We start from the raw sequence: 26,113 nt of genomic DNA, 5'->3' as shown, positions 1-26,113 counted from the left end.
GCCTCGTACACTTAATTCCAGCGTCAAGCCGATGCGGACAAACCATTGCTCGGCGCAAAGGTCGTCCATTCGGCCTGTAAGCTAAGCCCCTCAACCTGATCGGCAATGAGTTTTGCCGTGACAGGCGCGAGCAGAACGCCGTTCCTGTAATGGGCCGACGCAATGAACTCATAAGATGTATAAGCGCCGATCACGGGTCTCTCCGTCGGGCCTTTTGGCCTGAAACCGGCCCAACGCTCCATCACGGGTGCGCCGACAAGCGCCGGACAAATATCGAGCGCATCAGCCAGCAGGCCGTCTGTGATGGCAGGTGTGACGCCCTCGCTGGAAAAATCAGCTTCGCTTGTCGCGCCAATCACGATCCGGTCAGGCTTTGGCACGATATAGCCAGAGCCGTACCGAAGAACCTGTCTTGGCGCGCCCGCGACAGGCTGAAGCGCAAGGGCCTGGCCTTTGACGCGGCCGGTCACACCGAACTCTTTCACGCCCCTTGCCCAGACGATTGCGTCGAAGCCTGTCTCGGGACAGGCCGCTTCGATATCGCTTTCACTGTCCACGGCGGCCTGAACGAATCGCCCGCCCGCACCGGTAACAGCTTCGCGCAGCGCGCCCAGCAAGCGCCGATTGTCGACCTGGTGATCATCCGGCAGGCAAAGCGCGAGCCTGACCTTATCGGACAGGCCATATTCGGCCGTGAGACGAGATGATTTCAGCAATGATAGCGCATGCCCTGAAGCGCTGAGCCGCTCTTTCAACCTCTCCAGCCGCTCAACTGCAGCGGGGCTGGTCGCAAGTGCGAGCGTTGGAGTCCGATTGTAACCGACGGGCACGCCAGAAACCGCCTGTACGCGCCGGGCAAAATCCTGCCAGAGCGCGGCGCTTTCGAAGCAGAGCTCAGACAGCGCCTCATCTTCCTGCTCACCCTGCAGCATCAGTTCGTAGGCTGGGGCGATCATCCCGGCGGCGGCCCAACTGGTTGAGTTGGACGGCTCCGCAGGATCAAACAGGGTGACTGAATGGCCACGCGATATCAGTTCGAATGCGCATGAGAGCCCGATAACGCCCGCTCCCGCGATGGCGATGTGTGCGCTTGTGCGCGGCCGGTTTGAAGTCGTCTGGCTCATCGTCTCCCTATCTGGCGGCAAGACCCCGCATGCACAACCGGATTTCACGTGCCTGCGACGAAGTTCGGCAGTTGAGGGTGAGACACTCTGTCTGCCCTAGTTGCGATTGCTTCTCATTTGTGATTAAGCGTGGCTATGCTCAGATCATTCAGAAAATTTTCGTGTTTTGCGCTGGCAGGAATGCTGGTCGCCTGTAGTCCATCCGCATCTGACGGCGCCGACCCGGCGAATACCGGTTCTGACGGCTCGCCCGCGTCTGTTGAGACCGGCGATGCGACGCCGCCAAAGTCAGATGCGACGCTGCGGATTTATTCCGCGCGTCACTATGATTCGGACAAGTTCATGTATGATGCGTTCGAGAAAAAGACGGGCATCCGTGTTCTCTTCCGTGAAGCAGGTGCAAACCAGTTGCTTGAGACGATGAAAGCCGAAGGCGAAAACAGCCCGGCGGACCTTATCATTGCATCCGATGCTGGCGCCCTCTGGCGGTTTGAAGATGCTGGCCTGACCCAAGCCCTGCCATCCGGCGAGTTTGAAGGCCGCATTCCTGAGCGCCTGCTGGAACCAGACCGCCAATATGTCGGCCTCGCCCGCCGTGTTCGCGGTGTTGCCTATGACCCGGAACGCATCTCGCCAGATCAGGTCGATGAGTGGAAGGACCTCGCCGATCCATCCCTCAAAGGTGAGATCTGCGTGCGCTCGTCCACCAATATCTACAATCTGTCGCTGATGGCCGAAATGATTGAGCGCTGGGGCCCCGAAGAGGCCGAGGCCTGGGCGAAAGGCGTCGTCGCGAATATGGCTCGCAGCCCACAGGGCGGCGATACAGACCAGATCGAAGCGGTGGCCGCTGGCCTTTGCAGCGTTGCTGTGACCAATCACTATTACTGGGTTCGCATGGCGCAGAGCGGTGCCAACTCAGCGCGCGAAGCGGCAGATTCGACGCGTCTGATTTTCCCCGGCTTCGGCGATGGCGGACGCATGCACGTCAACATAACGGGCGCGGCGCTGGCGGCGAATGCAACCAATGTTGATGAAGCGCTCGAATTTATCGAATTCCTGCTGACCGAACAGGGCCAGGGTCTTCTCGTTGACGAGACCAAGGAAATACCGGTGGCAGAAGGCGCGACCTGGCCGGAAGGTCTGGATGCGATCCCAGAGGTCGCGGACAGCGAGACACCGCTCAATACATTTGGCGAGCGTCAGGCCGAAGCGCAGCGCATCTTCGACGCGGCCGGTTGGAACTAGGCCAAGCGCCTGCCACCATGCAGCTTTCTACCGCCCCCCTCGCCGGACTGAAGCGGCTCAACCCCATTGCGTTGATAACGCTGGCGGCTGCCTGCGTGATCGGGGCACCTGTGGCGGTTGCGCTTTTCACAGGCGCGATTGGGGGCGGCGGAGAGGCGTGGTCACATATCGTCTCGACCCAGCTGCTCGGATACACGCTGACAACGCTGGGCGTTATTTTCCTGACGGCTGTTTTCATCCTGCTCTTCGCGGTGCCGACCGCCTGGTTCGTCAGCCTGTTCGACTTTCCCGGGCGCAACATCTTTGAGTGGGCCTTGATCCTGCCGCTGGCGGCCCCCGGTTTTGTCATCTCCTATGCATGGGCTGACTTCGCGGATGTCGCTGGACCGCTCCAGTCCATGTTGCGGGACGTGACCGGATGGTCGGCGCGCGACTACTGGTTTCCCAGCCTCTATTCCGTGCCGGGCCTCTCATTTGTGATGGCCTGTGCGCTGTTCCCCTACGCCTATCTCACCGCTCGAGCTGCCTTCACCAATCTTTCGCTCTGCACAATGGAAGCCGCGCGCAGCCTCGGTGCATCGCCGCGCCGCCTGTTTCTGGATGTGGCCCTGCCTGCCGCTCGCCCGGCTATTTTTGCAGGACTGGCACTCGCGCTTATGGAGACGGCTGCCGATTATGGCGCCGCGAGCTATCTTGGTGTCCAGACCCTCAGCGTCGGCATCTTCCGCGCCTGGCACAGCTTTTCTGAGCCGGCCGTCGCCGCCCGCCTGGCATTCCTGCTGATTATTATCGCGTTCAGTTTGCAGTTCATCGAACGCTCCGTACGTGGGCGTAGCGGTATTCAGCAGACAGCAACCCGCTGGCGCACGCCGCGGCGGCAGACGCTTCAGGGGAAGGCGCGCTGGCTGGTACCAGCAGGCTGCCTTGCCGTGCTCACGCTGACATTCCTCATCCCGATCGGACGGTTGCTCTGGGTCAGCGCCGAGACGGGCGTTGGAAATGGCCAGATCATCCGGCCACTTATCAATTCGCTGATCCTCGCCTTTGCCGGCTCGGTAACCGCGTTTGTGCTCGCTATCGCTGTCGTGATCGGCGCGCGTCAGAACCGGTTCAGCCAGATCGTTGGACGGCTGGCGGCCGGGGCTGGTTATGCCGCGCCCGGGATCGTGCTGGCGCTCGGCGCGCTGTTCATCCTGTCCTGGACCGGCTTCTCCGTGGCGGGGCCTGCCGCGCTTATTTTTCTGGTGTGGATCTATGCAAGCCGGTTCACAGCCGCAGGCGCCGAACCGCTCAGCGCGGCCTTCTCACGCGCCCCGGCCAGCCTCGGCAATGCTGCACGTAGCCTCGGCGCGAACCGGCTTGGCCGTCTGTTGCGGGTTGATCTTCCCGTGGCGATGTCCGGCGCGGCTGCGGCGTCGATTATCCTCTTTGTCGAGATGCTGAAGGAGCTGCCGGCAACACTGATGCTGCGGCCGTTCAACTGGGACACGCTGGCGGTGCAGGCGCACGCCTATGCAAGCGATGAGCGGCTGGCAGCCGCCACCCTGCCTTCACTTCTGATCACGCTGGCAGGTCTCGGGCCGGTCATTCTTCTTTCCGTACAGCTTACCCGTGCGGGTCAATCAAGGGCAGCCGGATGAGCGAACTTCAACCTCTTCACGCGCGCAACGTCACGCGCCGCTATGATGGGCGAGCTGTCGTCGATAGCGCTTCGCTGACCCTGCAGCCGGGCAAAATTACCGCGCTTCTAGGGGCGTCTGGTGCTGGCAAATCGACCTTGTTGCGTCTTTTTGCCGGGCTTGAGCATGTCGACAGCGGTGAGATCTCGCATGGCGATACAATCGTATCATCGCAATCGGTGCACCTGCCGGCCGAGTCCCGCAAGATCGGCCTGATCTTTCAGGATTTCGCGCTCTTCCCTCATCTAAGCGCCATCGACAATGTCAGTTTCGGACTGGCCCGTCAGTCGCGGAGCGAAAAACGCCGCACGTCAGCCGAATGGCTGGAGCGGATGGGTCTGTCTCATCGCATCAAAGCCTATCCGCATGAGCTATCCGGCGGCGAACAACAGCGCGTTTCGATTGCCCGCGCTTTGGCGGCAAAGCCGGTCGCGATCCTGATGGATGAACCGTTTTCCGGGCTCGACGTGACACTCAAGTCAGAAGTTCGCCGTACCGCTCTGGCCGCTGTCGCCGAGGCCGGCATTCCGGCGCTGCTCGTCAGCCATGATGCCGCCGAAGCCATGCGGGACGCAGATCGGATCGCCGTCATGAAGGATGGCGTGATCCTGCAGGAGGCTGAGCCGGAAACGCTTTATCTTAAGCCGGCAAACCTCTCTGTCGCCCGCGCACTCGGCCCGCTGCACTCGGTCCGTCGGACGAGTTTGCCAGAAGCCTGGCAAGCCATACTTCCGCAAGCCGATACCTATTACATGCGCCCGGAAGCTGTCCGCCTGGATAATGCCGGGGCGGTCAGCCTGACCGTGAAATCGGCCCAACGGACCTCCTCGCTGATCGAGATCCTGCTTGATCTTGGCAATGGCGACACGCTGAAAGCCCTTGCGCTGGGGGCTTTCTGCCCGGCCCCCGGAGATACCGTCCGGGTATCCCTTTCGCCGGAATTTGTCTTCGAGCAGCCGTCAGAGTCTGTCTGAGATTTCATGTGGCAGATGGCCTGTGGCCTCGCCAACGCCATAATTTTTACCTAGGCTGAAAGCTTGCAACGTCAGGCGGACCGCTCATGCTATCGCAGACCTTCAAGACAATGATGATCGCCGCAGCGACGTTGGCCTGCGGGCTGACGGCCTCTGCGCAAGGCTTCATCCGCGATGCCGAAATCGAAACGACGCTTCGCGAATGGACCGATCCCATCCTTGAAGTGGCGGGTCTGCAGCCGAAAGATGTCGGCCTTTACATCATCAATGATCCAAGCCTGAACGCCTTCGTGGCAGGCGGCCAGCGCATTCACCTGCATACTGGCCTGCTGATTGCGGCAGACTCGCCAGAGCAGATCAAGGGCGTCATCGCGCACGAGACCTGTCACATTGCCTGCGGACACACGATTTCGCGCTCTCGCGCCGCAGATGTTGCCAGCCGCCCGGCGCTGATCTCCATTGGTCTTGGCGTTCTCGCAATCGCTGCGGGCGCTGGCGATGCTGGCGCTGCTCTTCTGGCAAGCTCGCAGCAATTTGCAGCGTTGAACTTCTTCGTTCACACGCGCGCCGAAGAGGCCACAGCGGACGCAGCTGCGATCACCTACCTCTCCGAGCTTGGCGAGTCGCCGTCCGGCATTGTCACCTTTTTCGAGAAGTACCGGTATCAGGAAGTCCTCTCCGAGGCGCGTCGCTTCCCCTATTTCCGCTCTCACCCGCTTGCGTCTGACCGTATTCGCACCTCCCGCGCCCTGGCGCAGGAAACCGGCCTGATGGATGTACCAACAGACCCGAAGGTCCAGCACCAGTTCGAGCTGATGCAGGCCAAGCTCATCGGCTTCATCGAGCCAGCAGCACGGGTCTATCAGAAGTATCCGATCGGGGATGATTCCGAGCCGGCCCGTTATGCCCGCGCCATCTCATCGATGCAGTCATCTGATCTCTCGGCCACGCTGAAGGAAATCAACTCCTTGCTCGAGGAGTTTCCTGACAATCCATATTATTGGGAATTGAAGGGCCAGGCCTTGTTTGAAATGGGCAAGGTTGCCGAGTCGGTTGAGCCGCATGCGAAGTCTCTGGAGCTTTTGCCGGGCCAGCCGCTCTTGCTGATCAACTATGCCCGCTCTCTGATCGCGCGCGATGAAGAAGGTGACCTTGATGCAGGCGAGGACGCACTTCGTGATGCCCTGATCGCCGAGCCGGACAATTCCTTTGCCTGGAGCCAGTTGGCCATCGCGCTCGAAAAGCAAGGCGAACGCCCACAGGCTGAGCTGGCCACCGCTGAGTCCGCCTATCATATCGGTGACTATCAGCGCGCTTACATCTTCGCGGCACGTGCGCTTGAGGAGCTGCCGAAGAATTCGTTTGAGGCCCGCCGCGCAAATGACATCCGCAACGTGACAGACCCTGCCCTGCCTGAAAACGAACGCTATTGGCGCCGCCGCGGCTAAAGTCGATCACAGTATTGTCAGCAAGAGACGTGTTTCTCGTTGAAACAAACGCAATATATTGGCTGTAAGCACACCCCGAACATTAGTTGATCTGAGGATTCCCATGACACGCAAACTGGCGCCCCTCGCTGCGCTCACACTTGTGGCCCTGACACCTGCCTGTGCGCAGGGCGACGTCAATGTCGCCAATAAGGACGCCATCGAACAGATCGTTCGTGATTACATCATGGAGAATCCGGAGATCATCGAGGAAGCCCTCATCGCGCGGGCCCAACGCCAGCAAGCTGAAGAGACCCAGGCTGTCCAAGCGGCCATCGATGAGAATATGGACGCGATCTACAACAGCCCCGCGGACTTCTCCATCGGCCCTGACGATGCCCCTGTCACGCTTGTCGAGTTCTTCGATTATCGCTGCGGCTATTGCAAACGCTCAGCTGACTGGACGTTGGACCTGCCTGAAAAATACGACGGCAAGGTGCGTGTCGTGTTCAAGGAATTCCCTATTCTGTCCGCTGAAAGCGAAAAAGCTGCATTGGCCGCGCTCGCCGCTGGCGAACAGGGCCGCTACGCCGAAATGCACCGCGAATTGATGGAGCTCGATAATTCATCCGGCTTCAAACCAGAGGCCATCGACGCAGCCGCTAAACGAGCTGGCGTGGACGTCGACAAGATGCGCGCCGATATGAAGTCTGTGCGCCTGCAGAAGGTCGTTGCTGACAATAAGAGCCTCGCCCGCAGTATTGGCGTCGATGGCACGCCAGCCTTCTTCGTGGGCAACCAGCATGTGCCAGGTGCCGACACGGCGAGCGTCGCCCAGCTACTGGACGATGCGATCGAAAAGGCGAGCTAAGCCGCCTTCTAAATCAGTCCAGCGAGCGGAGAGGATGGGTCAGCATAGCGCTTTCGGCCCATCCGGCCGGCGAGATACGCTTCGCGGCCTGCAATCACGGCATGCTTCATGGCCCGCGCCATACGGATCGGGTCTTTCGCTTCGGCGATGGCGGTGTTCATCAGAACACCGTCGCAGCCAAGCTCCATCGCCATGGCCGCATCCGACGCTGTGCCGACGCCCGCATCGACGATAACCGGCACGCGCGACTGCTCCACGATCAGGCGGATGTTGAGCGGGTTCTGGATGCCGAGGCCCGAGCCGATCAAGCTGCCGAGTGGCATGATCGCGCAGCATCCGGCCTCTTCCAGCTTGCGGGCGTAAACCGGGTCATCCGAGCAATAGACCATGACCTCAAAACCATCGGCGATCAGCGCCTTGGCGGCTGTCAGCGTCTCTTCCATGTCAGGATAGAGCGTCTTCTGATCCGACAGGACTTCCAGCTTCACCAGATCCCAGCCGCCGGCTTCCCGCGCGAGGCGCAGCGTGCGCACCGCGTCGTCGGCCGTGAAGCAGCCTGCGGTATTTGGCAGATAGGTATAGGTCTCTGGCGAGACATGATCCTGTAGCCGGTCTTCTGCGGCATTGGAGAGGTTCACGCGGCGCAACGCCACCGTGACCATCTCTGCGCCAGCGGCCTTCGCCGCTTCAGCGTTTTGCGCGTAAGACGCGTATTTTCCGGTTCCGATAATAAGGCGCGAGCTGAACTCCCGCCCTGCGATGATGAGCTTGTCGTCTGTCATGGCTCACTGACCTAGAAAACAATTGAGCCGAACGCCAGTGCTTTAAGGCTCAGATCTGACATGCAAGATCAGGACAGGCCGTACTTTGCCGGATTGTCCCGGATATAGGCCTCCAGTTTCGGTAGCCCTTTGCGGATACCGGACTTCATCTGGGCGGAAATGAGCGGGCCAAGCAGGAATGGCGCCCGTGCCCGGAACCGCCAATCAAGCCGGCAACCTGTTTCGGTGGCGTGCACCTGATAATCCTCGACCCCTGCGTTGAGAGGCAATGTCGTCCGGTCGAAGCGGAACGCCATGCGGCTGCCTTCGTCCCAGGCAAAGAACACCTCCTCGACGATCTGGCTGCCGATCCAGACGGTACGCGTGGTGCCGACTTTATAGGGCTTCGGGGAGGTCCATTCGACCTTGGTGATCGGAAGCCACTTGGTCCAGGTGTCACCATCAAGGAGCGCCGCCCAGAGGACTTCGGGTGCAAACGGGAAATCATGGCTGACGAGGTGCACCTTGGACGCATCGGCGAGATAGGCTTCGCCGACTTCCTCAAGCTTTTTCGGTTCCTTGGCCATGCGTCGCCCTCCAGTGATCATGCCCCCGCTTCCAGCAAGCGATGGGTCATATCCGGGCTATCATTGCTGGAGCGGGACAGAAAGACACGCCGCAAGGGAATGAAGCGCCGTTTTCAATCAGCCGCCGCCCACGAACTGGACCACTTCCAGCCGGTCGCCCTCTTCAAGTTGCGTGGTCGCATGCTCTGATTTGGGGACGATTTCCCGGTTGCGCTCGATTGCCATGCCGCGTGGATCATCCGTCAGCTTGCTGACCAGATCGGCGACAGTCGCGTCGGCCTCGATCTGGAAAGGGTCTCCGTTCACAAAAACCTGCATAAGCGCTTTCTCCTGCGTCGCGCAACGGCTTGCCTTGCTCGCGAAAGCAGCGCAAGACCTTCTCCATGACGAAGCCGATTTATGTCCTCAACGGGCCCAATCTCAACCTCCTGGGCACACGTGAGCCTGAAATTTATGGCCATGAGACCCTCGATGACATCCGGGACCGATTGCAAGCCCAGGCCGATGGCCGAAAGCTTGACTTCCGCCAGACCAATTCTGAGGGCACGCTGGTTGACTGGGTGCAGGAAGCCTCACGCGAGGCCTCTGTCCTGATCCTCAATGCCGGGGCATATACCCATACCTCGGTTGCGCTGCACGATGCACTGCGCGCTTGCACCATCCCTTTGATTGAGGTTCACCTGTCAAATCCGGCGGCAAGAGAGGCTTTCCGCCAAACAAATTATGTCGCGCCCGCTGCTACAGCTTCGATTGCAGGACTGGGTTCGCGCGGTTATGAGTTTGCACTCGACGCCGCGATGAAAATGAAAGCTTAAGGACCAAAGATCTCATGAGCACCGCAAAAAGCGGCCTTGATACAGGCCTAGTCAGAGAATTGGCGGCCATCCTGCGGGATGCCGATCTGGGAGAAGTCGAAATCGAGCATGACGGCTTGCGGATACGCGTCAGCAAGTCTGGCCCGCCCTCCGCTGCGCCCGCACCGATCCAGTATGCTGCCGCACCTGCCCCGCAAGCGGCCCCCGCCGCTGCCCCGCAGCCAGTCGCGGCGCCTGCTGCACCTGCCATCAGTGCCAATGCGGTCACCAGCCCGATGGTCGGCACGGTCTACCTGTCGCCTGAGCCTGGCTCAAAAGCGTTTGTGGCGGTTGGTGACAAAGTGAAAAAGGGCGACACACTTATGCTGGTTGAAGCCATGAAGACCTTCAACCCGGTAGAAGCGCCCGAATCAGGCACGGTGAAAGAGATCATCGTGACTGATTCCCAGCCTGTGGAATTTGGCGAACCGCTGATCGTCATCGAATAAGGACGCCGGCATGATTGAAAAAGTTCTCATCGCCAATCGCGGCGAGATTGCTCTGCGCATCCACCGCGCATGCAAGGAAATGGGTATCGCCACGGTCGTGGTGCACTCGGAAGCTGATCGGGACGCCATGGCGGTACGCCTTGCGGACGAGAGCGTCTGCATCGGGCCAGCGCCATCTTCGGAATCCTATCTGAAGAAATCGCGCATCCTGGCCGCAGCGGAAATCACCAATGCCGATGCGATCCATCCCGGTTATGGGTTCCTGTCGGAGAACGCACAGTTCGCCGAAATGGTCGAAGCGCACGGCATCAAGTTTATCGGACCGACGGCCGACCATATCCGCGTCATGGGCGACAAGATCGCCGCCAAACAGGCAATGATCGATGCGGGCGTTCCCGTGGTGCCCGGCTCAGACGGCGGCGTGAACAGCATCAGCGACGCCAAGAAGGTCGCCAAGAAAATCGGGTATCCCGTTCTGATCAAGGCTGCTGCTGGTGGTGGCGGACGCGGTATGCGGGTCGCCAAGACCGAGAAAGATCTTGAAACAGCGGTCCGCGCTGCAAAGAACGAAGCAAAGTCAGCCTTTGGCGACGATGCTGTCTATCTTGAAAAATACCTCGGCACGCCGCGCCACATCGAGATCCAGGTGATCGCGGACACGCATGGCAATGTCGCCCATCTGTGGGAGCGCGACTGCTCGCTGCAGCGCCGTCACCAGAAGGTGCTCGAAGAAGCCCCATCCCCTGCCCTCAATCAGGCGCAGCGTGAAGAGATCGGCATGATCGTCGCAAAAGCCGTCGGCAAGCTTGGCTATCGCGGCGCCGGGACGATGGAATTCCTCTATGAGGATGGGAAGTTCTATTTCATCGAAATGAACACCCGCCTGCAGGTCGAACACCCGGTCACCGAAATGATCACCGGCATCGATCTGGTACGTGAACAGATCCGCATAGCCGACGGAAAGAAGCTGTCTTTTTCACAGGAAGACGTCATGCTTGTCGGTCACGCGATCGAGTGCCGCATCAACGCAGAGCATCCGGAAACCTTCGTGCCGTCACCCGGTACGATCACGGAGTTTCATGCGCCAGGTGGCCCGGATGTCCGCGTCGATAGCGCCGCCTATGCCGGTTACAAAATTCCGCCGCATTACGACAGTATGATCGGAAAACTGATCGTCCATGGCCGTACGCGCAATGAGTGCATCATGCGGTTGCGCCGGGCCTTGGATGAGATGGTCGTCGGCGGGGTGAACACCACGCTTCCACTCCACCAGCGTCTTGTAGAAGCGCAGGACGTGATCGACGGCAATTACGACATCCACTGGCTGGAGCGCTTCCTGGCCGCGAATAAATAGCGTCCGAAAGGACGACGAGGCTATGTCACACAGATTCGATACGGAGAAGCTGCTCGATTGCTATCGACGCGGCGTCTTTCCGATGGCCGATTCGCGCGATGACATGAATTTGTTACTGATCTCGCCGGAAGTTCGGGGCGTCCTGCCACTGGATGGCTTTCACGTCCCGCGGCGTCTTCGCAAGACGGTCCGCAAGGATCCGTTTCACGTCACCGTCGACATGGCCTTTAACCGCGTGATCGATGCCTGCGCCGAAGAAGTGGGGGACCGGCCGACAACCTGGATCAATGCGCCGATCCAGAACATGTATGCCGCCCTGCATCGTCAGGGGCATGCCCATTCCATCGAATGCTGGGAGAACGGCCATCTGGTGGGCGGACTTTACGGCGTGTCACAAGGCGCCGCCTTTTTCGGTGAGAGTATGTTTTCGCGCCGTACGGATGCGTCAAAAGTCGCGCTCGTGCATCTCGTCGCCCGCCTGATAGAGGGCGGCTATCAATTGCTGGATGCGCAGTTTCACAATCCGCACCTTGAACAGTTCGGATTGATCGAAATGTCGAAAAAGGACTTCATGCAGCAGCTGACCGCAGCGCTGGAGAAAGACGCCGACTTCTACTCGTCCGGAACGGCCGGGTCTGACAGGCTTTCAGGTGACGGCTGCTTGCAGCGAATTACCCAGACATCATAGACCGGGTGTTCCAGCGCGCTGAGACCTGGCGATGAGGCGAACATCCAGCCGGAGAACAGCATCTCTGGCTCTTCTGGCTGATCATCACCCCTGCCATTGGCCCGTCCGGCCTCTGCGGCCTCGCGCTCGACCTCGCTGGCAAGGCGCGGCTCCATCATCGTCTTGACCCGTGAGGCCGTCGTCGCCTCGACCTGCAGGAAGGCAGCGCTCTCAGGCGGCTCTTCCGGCGGCGTCTGATAGCAGACTTTCAGATCCACTTTCAGCGTGCCGTAAATCATCGGTTCGCCGACCGTGATCTCGAAATCCGTCGACCGCCCGGTAATCTTGTCGAGCGCGCGCAAGGTCGCGGATTCGTTCTGCTCGTAAGTCACGGCACTTGCTGACTGGACGACAAGAAACGAGGCCGATGCCAGCGCAGCAATCTTTACAAGGTTCACCGATTATCTCCCGGAGTGTCTGGATAGGCCTCTCCGAGTGAAGTCGATGAATCGGGAGATTCTGTGGCCGCTTCGTCCTCAGCAGCATTTTCATCTGTTTTGTCGGCGCTGTCGGCCTCATCGTCGCTGCCCGTCAGGTCACCGAAAGGCGAAGCATCATCGTCCGAGTTGCTATCGGCCGAATTACTGCTCGATGAACTGCTGTCATTGCTGCTGCTATCGTCGCCGCCGCCGTTCCCGCTGGCGAAAGATGCCAGCAGTGTCAGCAAATCGACGCTGCCCTGCGTGTAGAGAATTTCGCCGCAACCGGAGTCGCCGAAAAGTTGCTGGCCTTCGCCGCACGGTTCGATCTGGCCAAAGCCTGCGGCTGGCTCAAGATTGATGTAGCTGCCGCCAAGAAGGCCTTCAGACTGAATGCGGGCGGATGTGCCATCATCCAGTGGCACAAGATCTTTCGACACAGCGAACGTGACGAGCGCCTCGGCACGATCCACATCGAGTTTGATCGCCCGCACCGTGCCGACCTTTACGCCGGCCATGCGGACATCTGTCCCGCGATCGATGCCGCTGGCGCTATTGAAGCGCGCGCCAAGCTCGACGCTGCCAGATGGCGAGGACGCAGCTTCGCCGCCGCGCGCCATGGCAAACCATAGGAAGACGCCTGCGACAACCAGAACAGCGGCGCCGATTAGGGTTTCAAAGATTGATTCACGCATCGGGGGTCCAGGCCTCATAGTCTGCATCGGACTTGCGGCGCTCGCCGCCTTCGCTGAGCGAGCCTTTCGGGTGATAGGCAAACAGGGTGCCCGTCATGTTCGGCTTGTGGTCCGTTTCCCAGGCGCGGCGGTTGAACGGTTTTTCCGTCGGTGGCTCATCAAAGGTGAAGTGCAGCCAGCCATGCCACTCAGCAGGCACCTTCGAAGGCTCAGCCAGACCTTTGTAGATCACATAGCGCCGGTGGCGCCCTTCGACCGATACCTTGCGGTCCTGATAGTATTTGTTGCCATAGTCATCGGTGCCGACGAGGTCGCTTCGACGCTTTATGTCAAAGGCGCCGTTGACCGTAACGCCGTTCCACCAGGTGAAGAGCTTGAACATATCCGAATCCTGAAACTTGTGAGTTCTACTGGAATATGGAGCAGGTGGTGCGACGAATCCAGTTATGTATGCCGTCACATTATATGGAACGAGCCGTCAAGCCTGCGCCTCATCTTGTCGCGGCACAAAAATAAGGCTCCGGACGCCCAGAATGAAGGGACCGACATGACCCGCACGACACGATCTGACACTCTGATGCAAAGCGCAATCGAGGCCGGGCGCATCAGCCCTGTGCTTCCACTCGGCGCGCTGATGCCTGTTCCCGGCACTCCGGTATCTGCCCAGAACGGCGAAACGGCGATCCGTGAGGCGCTTGAAAAGCTCGGCCATATCGAAATGGAGCGTCGAACAAAGATCGGTCTCGCCGACCTCGTCGAGCAGCTGGGAACGGCGCCGCGCAATGCCGAACTAGCCGAAGCGCTTCTGGCGGGCCTGCCTGAGCCGATGATCGAAGCTGGCCTGCAGCATGAAGATGGATTCCCCGGCCTTGAGACATGGCTGCGCCAGTCCGCCATGGACTTGTCGGGGCAAGCACCGCTGAACCTCTCGGCAGCGGCCTATCTCGACATGCCGATGATGGCCGAGCATGCGCGCAAGGAAGGGCTGAGCTTCTGCGTCGGCGCGCCGGACGGCCTGAACGCAGAAATGCCCGCACTGGCGCTCGATATCTCCGCTTTCATTTCTGAAGCCGGGTTCGAGACCGATCTTATCGCTGATGTGCTCACCGCATGCGCTGGCGACAATGGCGAAGATATCGTCCTACTCGTTCACGGAATAGCAGCTGGTGCGATGGCGCTCGCGGCCAAGACCAAAACCAGCATGCCCGACACTGGCGCTTCGCTCGTGCGGGCAATGTCGGCGATCATTGATGGCGGCACTGTGGACAAAGCCGATGCAGACCGGATCGGACTGGCGCAAAAGGCAGAGTTTCCCGGTCAGTCCGGCTTCAAGCTCGCGATCGCGCCGCTTCTGGCGACGTCCCAGACGGAGTTCAATGCCGCAAGCGACGGTCTGTCGGGTGATTGCAGGCTGACGGTCACAGACGAAGATGCCGCCGTCAGGCTGACGGTCCCGGCACAACTCGCGCTGGAAGAAATCGGCGGCGAAGCGGCAGAGAAGGTTCGCGAAGCGATTGAGAATGGCTGTGACCTTGATGTCCTTCCCGTGATCAATACAGAAACGCTTCGCCTGCGCGGCTTTTCCGACGAGGCCATTTCGCGTGTCCGCAACGCCATCGGCGAAGGCCTTCCGCTGAGCGCGGCTTTCTCGCGCTGGGTCCTTGGCGACGATGTGATTTCACAGGAACTGAAACTCGCGCCTGAAGCCTTCGACACCGACGGCCACGGCCTGCTGCGTAGCCTCGGCTATTCCATCGAGAACATCGACGCCGCCGAAGAGGCTGCCAGCGGCGCGCCAGAAGCAGCGGCGCGTAGCGCTTTTGAAGCTGCTCAGCTTGGTGTGCCGGATGCCGTGGATTTCACCATGGCGACGTCTGCTGCGCTCGGTGACACGCTGGGCGACCGCATGATGATCGACGCCACCCATTGGAGCCTCGATCAGCGCCGCGACGCCGTGTCTGCGGGCCTTGCACTGTTCGTTGGCGCAACTGGCGCCGCGCAGGACGAAACCGTCGCCGAACGGATGGATGCAATACTAACGCTCGCCGAAGACATGCAGAGCGAGGAGCAGGCAGATGCGGTAGCCATGCCAGGCCTGCCTGCCGGCGCTGGGGTTAGCCGCACCCGCCTTCCCGACCGCCGCAAGGGCTACATTCAGAAAGCGACCGTCGGCGGCCACAAGGTCTATCTGCACACCGGCGAGTTCGACAATGGATCGCTCGGCGAGATATTCATCGACATGCACAAGGAAGGCGCCGCTTTCCGCTCGCTAATGAATAATTTCGCGATCGCGGTCTCGCTTGGCCTGCAATATGGCGTGCCGCTGGATGAGTATGTCGATGCCTTCGTCTTTACCCGGTTTGAGCCAGCCGGCGATGTCACCGGCAATGACAAGATCACCAAGGCGACCTCGATCCTCGACTATATTTTCCGAGAACTCGCCATTTCCTATCTCGGCCGGGATGATCTTGCCGAGCTTGGCGATGATGTCAGCCATGATGGGCTCGGCCGCGGCCTGAAAGATGGCACGCGCGAAGCCCCTCAGCCTCTGCCCGAAGAAGCGGTGCAATTTATCTCTCGCGGCTTCTCAAGAGGTCAGCTGCCCGACAATATCGTCATTCTCGAACGCAAGCGCGCTGAACGCGATGAGGCAGCTGCAGCGGCTGAAAGCGCTGAGACGGAAGAGGAAGACCCTGAATACCTCTCCCAGCCCTGCCCGCATTGCTCCAGCTTCACGTTGGTGACGACTGAGGACGAGAACACGCTGCACTGCGAAACCTGCGGCGAGGAAACCAGCCCGGAGGCTGTTTTCACGAAGAACTGACGTAGGAAACAAACTGGCAAGCCAATTGCGGTATGACGGGTGTACTGACAGTGAACTTCACACAGGTGTCCCATGTTGAAACACATCCTGATCGCAATGGCGGCTTTGGCCGTCGTTCTTCCGGCAAGCGCGCAGAATGCGGGCCAGATTTCCAAGGTCCGCAACGGCCAGTCCTGCCCCGGCTGTAATCTTTTTCAGGCCGATCTGGCGTATTATGACGCCTCTAACGTCGATGTTTCCGGCGCGCGCCTGCGTCAGAGCGACATGCAGCTCGCGACGTTCGACAACTGGAACTTCACCGGCACCAATCTTTCCGTCGCGAACCTTTTCGGCGCGCGTTTCAACCGTTCGAATTTCACTAATGCCAATTTTGAAAATGCGACCCTGGTGGGCGCGTATTTTGGATCTTCGCGCTTTCAGGGCGCTAATTTCTCCGGGGCAAACGTGTCCGGCGCCGATTTTCATCTTTCGAAGGGCCTGACCCAGTCACAGCTGAATAAGGCCTGTGGTGACGCATCAACACGCCTTCCGGCCGGTCTGAGCGTGCCGCGCTGCCGCTAAAAACACCGGCTGCGTGTGCGACTATCCCGCCACACCCGTCTCTTTCTAACAGTTATTACGGGGATTTCAGTTCAAAGTGTCGGCCGGCGAGCGTAAATTGGTCGCATGGTTGATAAACGGATAACCCTTTTCTTCCCTTTCATCGCGCTTGCGTCGTCCCTGGCGCTTGGCCCCGCCTCAGCTCAGCAGTCACCCACAACGCGGGTGGCCTGGGCCCCTTCATACGGCGGATCATGCGAAGGCTGCGATCTGCGTGGCCGCAATATGTCCGGCGGCGATATCTCAGCAGCGAACTATCCACGCTCTGACATGTCCGGCGCCTTCCTACGTGGCACACTCGCAAAAGACGTCAATCTTGAAGGCGCTGTCGCGCTTGGCACTGATTTTCGCCGCGCCACGCTTGATGACTCCCGTCTGAAGGGCGCTCATTTTGAAAAATCACGTTTCGAAAATTCAAGCCTGCAGAATGTCGATCTGTCGGACGCGGTCCTGTCGGGCTCCTATCTCAATGGGGCCAAGCTGAACGGCACGACAGCATCGGGCGCGGATTTCTCTGACACGCGCGCCATCGCGGCAGACTTCTCGGGCGCAAATCTGACGAATGCCCTTTTCATCAATGCCAATCTGCGCGCCGCGCAATTCAACAATTCGATCCTCGTTGGCGCATCGTTCAAGAACGCCAATCTCAGTGACGCTATCTTTTCGAGCGTCCGCCTGATCAACGTTATCTTCGACGGCGCTTCGGGGCTGTCGCAGGCGCAATTCAGCGGCAGCTGTCTAGACGAAACCACCCGTCTACCCGCCGGGATCAATCTTGAATTCTGTCAGCCCGTCGTCCAGCCGCTTTCTGATGACCTCGCTGGCGGCGTGATCCAGACCGCCGAAAAACAATAGGTTTCGGGATTGAAAAAGGGCGCCTCTCTGGGCGCCCTCTTCCGTTATGGATTTGCCTGGAAGACTGACTTGCTCAGTCTTTCTTCACTTGCGGCGCGAGACGAATGTGCAATTCGCGCATCTGTTTGTCCTCAACCGGTGACGGCCAGAACAGCGGATGCGCAAGGATCCGGACATCTGAAACCTCGTCACGGGACATGGCCCGAAACATGCCACCGACAGCAAACCGATCGGATAGGTTTTAGAGGTTCTACCCTTGCTGCGCCCCTAAACCATCCAGCGTCCACCATTCGCCAGGATTGTCTGGCCCGTGATGAAAGCTGCCTCGTCGGAAAGCAGGAAGGCAACGGTTCCGGCAATCTCGCCGGGCTGGCCCAGGCGTCCGAGAGGGATCGCCCTTGCCACTGCCGCCTTCTGCTCCTCGCTCCAGGCCGCCAAGGCCGCCGTCTTGGTCGCTCCGGGCGCCACCACATTCACGTTGATATTGTGCGGGGCGAGTTCATAGGCGATCGCGCGGGAAAACCCGATCACCCCGGACTTCACGGCCGAATAGTCCCAGCATTTCGGCCCGCCAGTGAGGGCTGCTTCGGAGGCGATACTTACGATACGCCCAAACCGTGCCTCACTCATCGCTTTCACGACCTGCCGGGTACAATACACGGTGGATTTGAGGTTCAGGGCGACCATGTGATCGAGGCTGCGCACATCGCTTTCGAGGAAATCGGTCGCCTTCGTTCGCGCATGGCCCCCAACATTGTTCACCAGATAGCTCGGGTCGCCCAGCTCCTCCCTGATTTCAGCGAAGGTGCCTTCAACCGAGTCCAGATCGGTACAGTCGAGCTGCCAGAACCGCGCCGTGAAGCCGGCCTCACTCAGGCGGGCAGCCTGCGCTTTTCCGCCTTCGCCGTCATAATCCAGTATCGCAACCGAATGTCCGGCCTCGGCGAGTGAGGTCGATACTGCTTCGCCGATCCCGTTTCCACCACCCGTGACCACCGCGACCCGGCGACTGGCGCCATTATTCGTATCTGACATGTTCTCCCCCTCTCTTATTGCGTGAGAGGGAGGCTACTACACCCCGAGCGATGGGCCCGCAATCAAGCGGGGGTGCACAGAGGGAAACACACTGTGTCCTCTCTTAGCCCCTCTTCGGCGGCTCGGAGATCTTGAGGTGCAGTTCCTTCACCTGCTTGGGTTCGACCGGTGACGGCGCGCCCATCATCAGGTCACGCGCCTGCCCGTTCATCGGGAACAGGGTCACGTCACGGATGTTCTCAGCGTCAGCCAGCAGCATGACGATCCGGTCCACGCCAGGCGCAATGCCGCCGTGTGGCGGGGCGCCATAACGGAACGCGTTCAGCATGCCGCCAAACTCCGCCTCAACGACGTCCGGTCCGTAGCCGGCCATTTCGAACGCTTTCAGCATCACGTCTGGACGGTGGTTCCGGATAGCGCCTGATGACAGCTCAATGCCGTTACAGACGATGTCGTACTGGAACGCCTTGATCTCGAGGATTTCCTCATCAGTCTTCGCCGCGACCAGCGCGTCCATTCCGCCTTGCGGCATGGAAAACGGGTTGTGGCTGAAGTCGATCTTCTTGTTGTCCTCGTCATACTCGAACATCGGGAAATCGACGATCCAGCAGAAGCGGAACACGCCTTCTTCGATAAGCTCCAGGCTCTCGCCAACTTTGTTGCGGGCCGCGCCGGCGAGCTTGTACGCATCGGTCTTGTTGCCAGCCGAGAAAAAGACACCGTCTCCGGCGTATAGCCCCATCTGCTCCAGCAGCGCTTTCAGATGCTCAGGCTCAAAGCCTTTCAGGACAGGGTCCTGGCTGTCGACGCCGCCGCCATCAGCCTCTTTCAGACGGGCATAGCCGAGCCCTGGTGCCTGCATCTCTTTCTTCGCCCATTTGTCCATCTCGTCGAAGAACTTGCGGGATTTCTCAGCCGCCGCTTTTGGCGCCGGAATAGCGATGACCTTGCCGCCGCCCTTGATGATCTTGGCGAAGATGCCAAAGCCGGTCTTGCCTTCATCGACGAAGAAGTCGGTGACATCAGAAAGTTCCAGCGGGTTGCGAAGGTCTGGCTTGTCGGAGCCATACTTCGCCATCGCTTCAGCATAAGGGATGTGAACGAATGGCTCAGACGGGACCGTCCGGCCCTTGCCTTCCCAATCTGCGAACTCTTCGAAGACGCCGCGCATGACCGGCTCAATCGCGTTGAACACATCGTCCTGCGTCACGAAGCTCATCTCGATATCGAGCTGGTAGAACTCACCGGGGCTACGGTCAGCGCGGGCATCCTCATCGCGGAAGCAGGGTGCGATCTGGAAGTACCGGTCAAAGCCGGACACCATCAGCAGCTGTTTGAACTGCTGCGGGGCCTGCGGCAGAGCGTAGAACTCACCCGGGTGCAAACGCGATGGCACGAGGAAGTCACGCGCGCCCTCAGGGCTCGATGCGGTGAGGATCGGCGTCTGGAACTCCATGAAGCCCTGATCGATCATCCGGCGGCGCAGCGATGCGATGACGTTTGAGCGCAGCACCATGTTCTTGTGCAGCGTCTCGCGCCGCAGATCGAGGTAGCGGTGCTTGAGGCGGATATCCTCAGGATAGTCCGGCTCTGCGAAGACAGGCAGCGGCAGCTTTTCAGCGGCGCTTTCAATCACCAGAGTTTCGGCAGGCAGTTCGACTTCGCCGGTCGGCAGGTCCGGATTGATCGCTTCCTTGTCGCGGGCGATGAGCTTGCCGGTCACCGTCAGAACGCTCTCTGCCGTGGCGCGCTTGGCGTCCTCGTAGAACGGCGCATTCGGGTAAACGACAACCTGGGTCAGGCCGTAATGATCTCGCAAGTCAATGAACAGCGCACCGGCGTGTTCGCGGCGGCGATGCAGCCAACCTGACAGCTTGACGGTTTCGCCGACCTGAGCCTTCGAAAGTTCGCCGCAAGTGTGCGATCGGTATTCGTGCATAATCCTGCTCCGAGGGTTCTGTTTCGCGGGGTGTGAGGTTTTCGTAACCTTCCCCTCGCCTTTGTCATGCGGATGCGATACGCAAGCGCGGCATGACTGACAAGATACTGACGCCGATTACACAGCAGGAAGAACTGCAAAAGTTCTGCGATTCCCTCTCGAAAAGCAGTTTCATCTGCGTCGACACGGAATTTCACCGCGAGACGACCTTCTGGCCCGAGCTTTGCCTCGTACAGGCTTCTGCGCCCGGCGTAGAGGGCCTGATCGACCCGATGGCGCCTGATCTGGACCTGAAGCCCTTTCTCGATCTGATGGCCGACACCTCGCGTGTGAAGGTGTTCCATGCCGCCCGGCAGGACATGGAAATCTTCAACCGGCTAATCGGGACGCCACCTGCCCCGATCTTCGACACCCAGATCGCTGCGATGGCGCTCGGCCTTGGTGATTCGATTTCGTATGACAATCTGATCCAGCGCACGCTTCGCCGGCAGATCGACAAGTCGAGCCAGTTTACCGACTGGAAGCGGCGTCCTCTTTCGGACAAACAGCTGACCTATGCGCTCGGCGATGTGACCCATCTGCGCGATGCCTACCTCCAGATGCGCGAACAGCTTGAGTCGCAAGGCCGTATGAAATGGGTCGCCGACGAAATGGCACAGCTATCCGATCCGGCGCTGTACGACACCAATCCGAAGAATGCCTGGCAGCGTTTAAAATTGCGCAAGACGCACAAGGATTACCTGGCCGTCTTCGCCGCGGTTGCGGAATGGCGCGAACGTCAAGCCCAGGCGCTGGACCGTCCGCGCCGGCGTATCCTAAAGGATGATGCAATCCAGGAAATCGCCGATCAGAAGCCAAAGACCCAGGAGCATTTCGACCGGCTTCGCGCCGTCCCGAAGGGCTTTATCCGCTCGCGCAATGCCGATGGATTAATCGAGACGGTGGAAGCGGCTCTTGCTGATCCAGATGCCTACGCCCCGCCTGCCCCGAAGCGTCAGCACAATCCGCAGACGCCCGCTGGCGCGCCGGAAATGCTGAAAGTGCTGCTGAAGGCCGTGAGCGACGACATCAATGTCGTCCCACGCCTGATCGCGAATGCATCCGATATTGAACGGATAGCGCGTGGTGAGACGTCTGACGACATTCCGGCGCTGACAGGCTGGAGATATGATGTCTTCGGCAAGAAGGCGCGGTCCCTGCTGACGGGCAAGCTCGCTCTGGCCTTCGAAGATGGGCAGGTTCGCCTGTTTGAACAGAACGCCTGATGCGGCACACTTAGTCGTTCAGCGGCACGTGGGCATCAAGATCCATGAAGGTTGCCAGCTGATCGAGCCGTTTGCGGACGGTCGCTGACACCATGTCCTCACATCCTTCGCGCACTTCCAGCGACAGTCGGGACTTCGACACTTTCAGCTGAACCTGTTTTAACAGCGGCGCGGTGCGGCCTGAATAAACCGCACCAAGCCGCATGGCTGCGCCCATCACGCGCGCCAGCTGATCGTCGGAATCGCGGCCTAGACGGGCGAACTCCCCCGGCCTCTGGAATTTGTGCGTGTAGCGCGCGCCAATAGTATGGGCGAGCAGCACACGGTCTTCATGAGAGACGCTGCGTACCGGCGCACGCAGAATGAGATAATAGGCCATGTCGGCACGGTGATCGGGGTGAAACCGGCCGCCGCAATCGGCCATCATGCAGGCCGCGCGGAAAACGCGCTGGCGCGAATGGGTTTTCGGTAGCACGGGCTTGATGAACTCATAGAGCGCATGGCCAAACTCAAGTTGCGACTCGTCCAGTCGAAGGAAAGCAATGGTTCCATCAATCAGGGCGTCACCATGCGGCTCGCGGACCGATTCGAACAACAGTCGTTCGCCATGATCGAACAGGACGCCCTCACGCAGGCCATTGGCTGAAATGACGACTTCCTTGAACGCGCCAATATCAAACGCTTCATCGAGGACGAGCGCGGCGTGGATGATGGTATCGAAGCGACGCCCCACCAGCGATGAGATGCGGCTCGCCAACTCCTTGTCACGTTGCGTCGCGAGGACCTCGCGCGTGACGGTGCGGATCGCCTGTCCGTTCATGCGATAGCCGTGCAGGATGGCAAGCGGATAGGATTTGATCTCCATATGCACGCTCGCAAGCGCGCGCCATGAGCCGCCCACGGCATAGAGGCGGCGCGCCCCTGAGGTCAGAAGCTCTGATTGCTTGAGCACCTTGCGAATGGCCTTGCGGCGCTCGGACGGTTTGGCGTTTTCCATGTGCGACATGGCAAATGGGCCAAGCTTGTGGGTCTCGCCCATGCCGTCCTGACCGGCGGGCGTGATCCGATGGAATTCGAGGCTGGAGCCGCCAAGGTCTCCGACAATGCCATCTGGATGATCGAACCCGACCCGCACACCAAGCGCCGATAGCCGACCCTCATCCGAGCCGGACAGAATATGCAGCTTCGCGCCAAGTTCAGCGGCTGCCCGCCGCGCAAACTCGGCGCCGTCGCTGGCATCACGGACGGCCGCCGTGGCGACTGCGATGACCTGCGTCACGCCAAGCCCCGTAAGGATGGCCCGATAGCGTCTGAGAGCGGCAATGGCCTGCTCTACGCCAGACGGCGAAAGATGCCCGGTTTCAGGTAGGCCGCGGCCCAAGCCGGCCAGCACTTTTTCGTTGAAGTATGGCAAGGCGGCAGCGCGGGTGACTTCATAAATCACCAAACGGACGGAGTTTGACCCGATGTCGACAACAGCAGATTTTTCCGGCCGGAGCGCTGGCGTCATTTACTGCTCCGCTTCTTGGGTGCGAGCCGCGGCGGAATGGAGACCACCAGCGCATTGCCCCGGCCTGAGAGGCTCGGATTTTCCATGAAATAGCGGTGCGCGCTGAACCCTTCGCCGCGCTCTGGAGGACGCAGGCGGAAGAAATTGCCATCGCCATCCATCTCCCAGCTCTGCTCGTCATCATTGAGATTGGCAGTCATGATCTGGTTGAGGACCTGACGGTGAACGGTGGGGTTTTCTATGGGCACAAGGGCTTCAACGCGCCGCTTCAAATTCCGCTGCATCCAGTCTGCAGACGAGATGAAGACCTTCGCCCGGGCCGACGGCAAATTCTCGCCATTGGCAAAGCAGACAATGCGGGAATGTTCGAGGAACCTTCCGATCAGGCTTTTGACCTGAATATTGTCAGAGAGGCCCGGCACGCCGGGGCGCAGACCGCATATGCCTCTCACCACCAGCACGATCGGCACGCCGGCCTGGCTGGCCCGATAAAGCGCGTCGATGACGTCCGGATCGACAAGCGAATTCATCTTCGCCCAGACGCCGCTCGGCTTACCTGCCTTGGCGTTGCTGGCTTCATTGTCGATCAATTCGATCAGTTTGCTCTCCAGCGTGCGCGGGGACATGGAGATCTTCTCGAAGTCTGGCGCCTTCTCAGGCGGCTCTCGATAGGCGGTGATATAGTTGAACAGCTTGTTCGCATCGCGCCCGAGCGCTGGGTCGGCGGTGAACAGCGAGAGGTCTGTGTAAATGCGCGCGGTGAACGGGTGATAATTGCCCGTCCCGAAGTGGGTATAGGTCTGCAGTTTGCCCTTTTCGCGCCGAACGACGAGCGAAACTTTCGCATGCGTCTTGTAATCAATGAAGCCGTAGACGACTTGCACGCCGGCACGCTCCAGGTCTCGCGCAAGGCGAAGGTTCGTTTCCTCGTCAAAACGCGCTTTGATCTCAACAAGGGCTGTAACGTTCTTGCCCATCTCGGCCGCTTCCATCAGCGCAGCGACAATGGGAGAGGTCAGCGTTGTGCGGTAGAGGGTCTGCTTGATGGCGACCACATCAGGGTCGATCGCCGCCTGACGGACGAACTGCACCACAACGTCGAACGACTCGTACGGGTGATGCACCACGAAGTCCTTGGCGCGCACAGCGGCGAAGCAATCGCCACCCATTTCGCGGATGCGTTCCGGATAACGAGGCTCGTAAGGCTTGAACTGAAGGTCCATCCGGTCATCGATGATGAGCTCGGAAAGGTTCTTCATCCCAAGCAGGCCGTTGATGATAACGATGTCCCGTGGCTCTGATCCGATTTCGCGCGTGATGAACCCCTTCAGCTCTTCAGGCGCATCCCCGTCGATATGGATCCGGACGATGCGGCCGCGGCGGCGCTGTTTCAGCAGGATTTCGAATTCGTGGATAAGATCTTCGGCTTCTTCCTCGATCTCGATGTCGCTGTCGCGAACAATGCGGAAGACGCAGTGGCCGATGGAGCTGTAGCCAGGGAAGAGCATGTCCATAAAGGTCGCGATGACGCTCTCAAGCCGGACAAACCGGATGACAGAGTTGCGGCGGGTCGGAAGGCGAATGAAGCGCGGCGAGAACGCCGGCATCGGCACCAGGCCGACCATCGCTTCGCCAATGTGCTCTGGGACCAGCTGAAAGGCGACCGCGAAGCCGAGATTTGGAATGAAAGGAAACGGATAGGCCGGATCGACCGCCTGCGGCGTCAGGATCGGGAAAATATGGCTCTCGAAGTGTTCCGCAAGCCAGGTCATGTCGGCCTTCGACAGGTCTGACAGGCGCGCGACTTCCATTTTCTCATCGGCCATCGCGCTGCGAAGCTCTCGCCAGCAGGCCTGTTGAGCTTCCATCAGCTTGGCGGACTGTTTCTCGATCGCCTCGACTTGCTGTGCCGGCGTCATGCCTTCCTGGCTGCGGCGGGTAACCCCGGCGCGAAGCTGCTCTCGCAGACCCGCATAGCGGACCATGAAAAACTCATCGAGATTATTTGCCGAAATCGACAGGAAGCGAAGCCGCTCAAGTAAGGGATGGGTGACATTGTGAGCTTCTTCCAGCACCCGCTCATTGAACTTCAGCCAGGAAAGCTCCCGATTGAGGAACCGTTCGGGGCGCTTCATAAGCGCCGCGCCGTCTTTTACGGTCGGCATGTCGGACGTGTCCTTGGTGGTACTCATACTTCATCACTCTCATCGAAGAGCGACCGGGTTCCATCCATATCATCAAGGACTTCCCGCGCCAGGGGCACCGTGACTTCCCGGCCATCGCTCATTTCGTGGAGGTTTTGCACAAAACTCTCAATGACGGCATAATTTCTCTGAATTCTCGCCAGCAGATAGGTCTCCACATCACCTGGCAATTTCAGATAGCGACGTTTCATGGCAGCCTGAAGACGGATTGAGAGCATCTCATCATCCGGCGGGCCGAGTTCAATCAGTGTCATTGCCTTGAGGCGCGACAGGAGATCGGGCTGGCTGACGCGCCAGCGCGCCGGTGAAACATGCGATGTCAGCAAGACTGTGCCGCCTGAGCGAACCGAAAGGTTCAGCAGAGACAGCAAATTGCTCTCATTCGACACATTCTCGGCCAGCTCAATCGCGACCGGGCCATTGGCCAGCGCATCGATCTTCTTGTGCGATAGCTTGTCGAATGCCTTGGCGCTGAGCAATGCGCTACCCGATAGATCGCACCAGGCTTGCGCGGCCGTCGACAATCCCGACTGCGGCGCGCCGACCAGACAGAAGTGAGCTGTGCGCCAGTCAGGCCAGCGCTTCAGGACAGCAATCGCTGTCCGGTTGGAATCGGTGACCGCCAACGTATCCAGCGTGTGGCCGGATTCCGGGAATTCGAACTTCAGCTGGCGGCTTTTTCGGGGGGCCGGGTCGTCTCGCGTCAATGGTA

At 59.8% G+C, this 26,113-nt stretch carries 26 protein-coding genes; 13 read left to right on the top strand and 13 right to left on the bottom strand.

Annotated features, from left to right (window positions below):
- Window positions 1–23: 23 nt before the first annotated feature.
- Window positions 24–1,124: an FAD-dependent oxidoreductase gene (locus B8783_RS04565; RefSeq protein ID WP_084418602.1), complete on the bottom strand. Its 1,101-nt coding sequence runs from the start codon at window positions 1,122–1,124 to the stop codon at window positions 24–26.
- A gap of 135 nt (window positions 1,125–1,259) precedes the next feature.
- On the opposite strand from B8783_RS04565, the gene B8783_RS04560 reads away from it, so the two are divergent.
- The 5 genes from B8783_RS04560 (at window position 1,260) to B8783_RS04540 (ending at window position 7,323) form a co-directional block, all read left to right on the top strand.
- A complete protein-coding gene (locus B8783_RS04560; protein ID WP_084418601.1) occupies window positions 1,260–2,372 on the top strand; it encodes an extracellular solute-binding protein in 1,113 nt (370 codons plus the stop codon).
- A gap of 17 nt (window positions 2,373–2,389) precedes the next feature.
- Window positions 2,390–4,012, top strand: a complete 1,623-nt coding sequence (locus B8783_RS04555) for an ABC transporter permease (RefSeq protein ID WP_084418600.1) — start codon at window positions 2,390–2,392, stop codon at window positions 4,010–4,012.
- Window positions 4,009–5,025: an ABC transporter ATP-binding protein gene (locus B8783_RS04550; protein WP_084418599.1), complete on the top strand. Its 1,017-nt coding sequence runs from the start codon at window positions 4,009–4,011 to the stop codon at window positions 5,023–5,025. Before B8783_RS04555 ends, B8783_RS04550 begins: the two co-directional genes overlap by 4 nt.
- A gap of 86 nt (window positions 5,026–5,111) precedes the next feature.
- A complete protein-coding gene (locus tag B8783_RS04545; RefSeq protein WP_084418598.1) occupies window positions 5,112–6,473 on the top strand; it encodes a M48 family metalloprotease in 1,362 nt (453 codons plus the stop codon).
- A gap of 103 nt (window positions 6,474–6,576) precedes the next feature.
- The gene (locus tag B8783_RS04540) at window positions 6,577–7,323 is read left to right on the top strand and encodes a DsbA family protein (RefSeq protein ID WP_084418597.1); all 747 of its coding nucleotides are present in this window, start codon (window positions 6,577–6,579) and stop codon (window positions 7,321–7,323) included.
- An 8-nt stretch (window positions 7,324–7,331) separates the two neighbouring features.
- Here the strand turns inward: B8783_RS04540 and B8783_RS04535 are convergent, their stop codons facing one another.
- The 3 genes from B8783_RS04535 to thiS form a co-directional block, all read right to left on the bottom strand.
- Window positions 7,332–8,105, bottom strand: a complete 774-nt coding sequence (locus B8783_RS04535) for a thiazole synthase (protein WP_084418596.1) — start codon at window positions 8,103–8,105, stop codon at window positions 7,332–7,334.
- A gap of 68 nt (window positions 8,106–8,173) precedes the next feature.
- Complete coding sequence (locus B8783_RS04530; RefSeq protein ID WP_084418595.1) at window positions 8,174–8,671, bottom strand: SRPBCC family protein; 498 nt, start codon at window positions 8,669–8,671, stop codon at window positions 8,174–8,176.
- Between the two features lie 117 nt (window positions 8,672–8,788).
- Window positions 8,789–8,989 (bottom strand): sulfur carrier protein ThiS, encoded by a 201-nt coding sequence (gene thiS, locus B8783_RS04525; RefSeq protein ID WP_084418594.1) that lies wholly within the window; start codon window positions 8,987–8,989, stop codon window positions 8,789–8,791.
- 65 nt (window positions 8,990–9,054) lie between these two features.
- On the opposite strand from thiS, the gene aroQ reads away from it, so the two are divergent.
- The 4 genes from aroQ to aat are packed head-to-tail and all read left to right on the top strand — an operon-like array spanning window position 9,055 to window position 12,016.
- Window positions 9,055–9,486, top strand: a complete 432-nt coding sequence (aroQ, locus tag B8783_RS04520; protein WP_084418593.1) for a type II 3-dehydroquinate dehydratase — start codon at window positions 9,055–9,057, stop codon at window positions 9,484–9,486.
- Between the two features lie 14 nt (window positions 9,487–9,500).
- On the top strand, window positions 9,501–9,974 hold the full coding sequence (accB, locus tag B8783_RS04515; protein WP_084418592.1) for an acetyl-CoA carboxylase biotin carboxyl carrier protein: 474 nt from the start codon (window positions 9,501–9,503) through the stop codon (window positions 9,972–9,974).
- 10 nt (window positions 9,975–9,984) lie between these two features.
- Window positions 9,985–11,328 (top strand): acetyl-CoA carboxylase biotin carboxylase subunit, encoded by a 1,344-nt coding sequence (gene accC, locus B8783_RS04510; RefSeq protein WP_084418591.1) that lies wholly within the window; start codon window positions 9,985–9,987, stop codon window positions 11,326–11,328.
- 22 nt (window positions 11,329–11,350) lie between these two features.
- Window positions 11,351–12,016, top strand: coding sequence for a leucyl/phenylalanyl-tRNA--protein transferase (aat, locus tag B8783_RS04505; protein ID WP_084418590.1), 666 nt, complete (start codon window positions 11,351–11,353; stop codon window positions 12,014–12,016).
- On the opposite strand, the gene B8783_RS04500 is transcribed toward aat, so the two are convergent.
- Genes B8783_RS04500 through B8783_RS04490 form a run of 3 tightly spaced genes read right to left on the bottom strand, consistent with a single transcriptional unit; the run spans window position 11,941 to window position 13,551 of the window.
- A complete protein-coding gene (locus tag B8783_RS04500) occupies window positions 11,941–12,453 on the bottom strand; it encodes a DUF2155 domain-containing protein (RefSeq protein WP_233355672.1) in 513 nt (170 codons plus the stop codon). The two genes, aat and B8783_RS04500, sit on opposite strands and share 76 nt — an antisense overlap.
- Window positions 12,450–13,169, bottom strand: a complete 720-nt coding sequence (locus B8783_RS04495) for an MlaD family protein (protein WP_084418589.1) — start codon at window positions 13,167–13,169, stop codon at window positions 12,450–12,452. Before B8783_RS04495 ends, B8783_RS04500 begins: the two co-directional genes overlap by 4 nt.
- Window positions 13,162–13,551, bottom strand: coding sequence for an NADH:ubiquinone oxidoreductase subunit NDUFA12 (locus B8783_RS04490; protein ID WP_084418588.1), 390 nt, complete (start codon window positions 13,549–13,551; stop codon window positions 13,162–13,164). Before B8783_RS04490 ends, B8783_RS04495 begins: the two co-directional genes overlap by 8 nt.
- Before the next feature lie 165 nt (window positions 13,552–13,716).
- Here B8783_RS04490 and B8783_RS18555 point away from each other — a divergent pair, with 165 nt between their 5' ends.
- From B8783_RS18555 to B8783_RS04475, 3 genes are all read left to right on the top strand, one after another.
- The gene (locus B8783_RS18555) at window positions 13,717–15,993 is read left to right on the top strand and encodes a TSCPD domain-containing protein (RefSeq protein ID WP_199288151.1); all 2,277 of its coding nucleotides are present in this window, start codon (window positions 13,717–13,719) and stop codon (window positions 15,991–15,993) included.
- 72 nt (window positions 15,994–16,065) lie between these two features.
- Window positions 16,066–16,554, top strand: coding sequence for a pentapeptide repeat-containing protein (locus B8783_RS04480; RefSeq protein ID WP_139792244.1), 489 nt, complete (start codon window positions 16,066–16,068; stop codon window positions 16,552–16,554).
- A 105-nt stretch (window positions 16,555–16,659) separates the two neighbouring features.
- A complete protein-coding gene (locus tag B8783_RS04475) occupies window positions 16,660–17,448 on the top strand; it encodes a pentapeptide repeat-containing protein (RefSeq protein ID WP_084418587.1) in 789 nt (262 codons plus the stop codon).
- A 73-nt stretch (window positions 17,449–17,521) separates the two neighbouring features.
- Here B8783_RS04475 and B8783_RS18705 read toward each other — a convergent pair whose 3' ends face one another.
- The 3 genes from B8783_RS18705 to aspS form a co-directional block, all read right to left on the bottom strand.
- Window positions 17,522–17,647 (bottom strand): hypothetical protein, encoded by a 126-nt coding sequence (locus B8783_RS18705; RefSeq protein ID WP_267889646.1) that lies wholly within the window; start codon window positions 17,645–17,647, stop codon window positions 17,522–17,524.
- Between the two features lie 68 nt (window positions 17,648–17,715).
- Window positions 17,716–18,483, bottom strand: a complete 768-nt coding sequence (locus B8783_RS04470; protein ID WP_084418586.1) for an SDR family NAD(P)-dependent oxidoreductase — start codon at window positions 18,481–18,483, stop codon at window positions 17,716–17,718.
- 103 nt (window positions 18,484–18,586) lie between these two features.
- Window positions 18,587–20,422, bottom strand: coding sequence for an aspartate--tRNA ligase (aspS, locus tag B8783_RS04465; protein ID WP_084418585.1), 1,836 nt, complete (start codon window positions 20,420–20,422; stop codon window positions 18,587–18,589).
- A 92-nt stretch (window positions 20,423–20,514) separates the two neighbouring features.
- Between aspS and rnd the strand changes: the two genes are divergently transcribed.
- On the top strand, window positions 20,515–21,687 hold the full coding sequence (gene rnd / locus B8783_RS04460) for a ribonuclease D (protein ID WP_084418584.1): 1,173 nt from the start codon (window positions 20,515–20,517) through the stop codon (window positions 21,685–21,687).
- Window positions 21,688–21,697: 10 nt separating this feature from the next.
- Here the strand turns inward: rnd and B8783_RS04455 are convergent, their stop codons facing one another.
- The 3 genes from B8783_RS04455 to B8783_RS04445 are packed head-to-tail and all read right to left on the bottom strand — an operon-like array spanning window position 21,698 to window position 26,108.
- Window positions 21,698–23,197: a Ppx/GppA phosphatase family protein gene (locus B8783_RS04455; RefSeq protein ID WP_084418583.1), complete on the bottom strand. Its 1,500-nt coding sequence runs from the start codon at window positions 23,195–23,197 to the stop codon at window positions 21,698–21,700.
- Window positions 23,194–25,389: an RNA degradosome polyphosphate kinase gene (locus B8783_RS04450; RefSeq protein WP_084418582.1), complete on the bottom strand. Its 2,196-nt coding sequence runs from the start codon at window positions 25,387–25,389 to the stop codon at window positions 23,194–23,196. The genes B8783_RS04455 and B8783_RS04450 overlap by 4 nt, the downstream gene beginning before the upstream one ends.
- Window positions 25,386–26,108, bottom strand: coding sequence for an HdaA/DnaA family protein (locus B8783_RS04445; RefSeq protein ID WP_139792243.1), 723 nt, complete (start codon window positions 26,106–26,108; stop codon window positions 25,386–25,388). Before B8783_RS04445 ends, B8783_RS04450 begins: the two co-directional genes overlap by 4 nt.
- Between the last annotated feature and the right edge of the window lie 5 nt (window positions 26,109–26,113).

Source organism: Henriciella litoralis (assembly GCF_002088935.1).
GTDB classification, from domain to species: domain Bacteria; phylum Pseudomonadota; class Alphaproteobacteria; order Caulobacterales; family Hyphomonadaceae; genus Henriciella; species Henriciella litoralis.
Note: the sequence above shows the minus strand (reverse complement) of the source record. Positions and strands in the feature narration are given on the sequence as shown.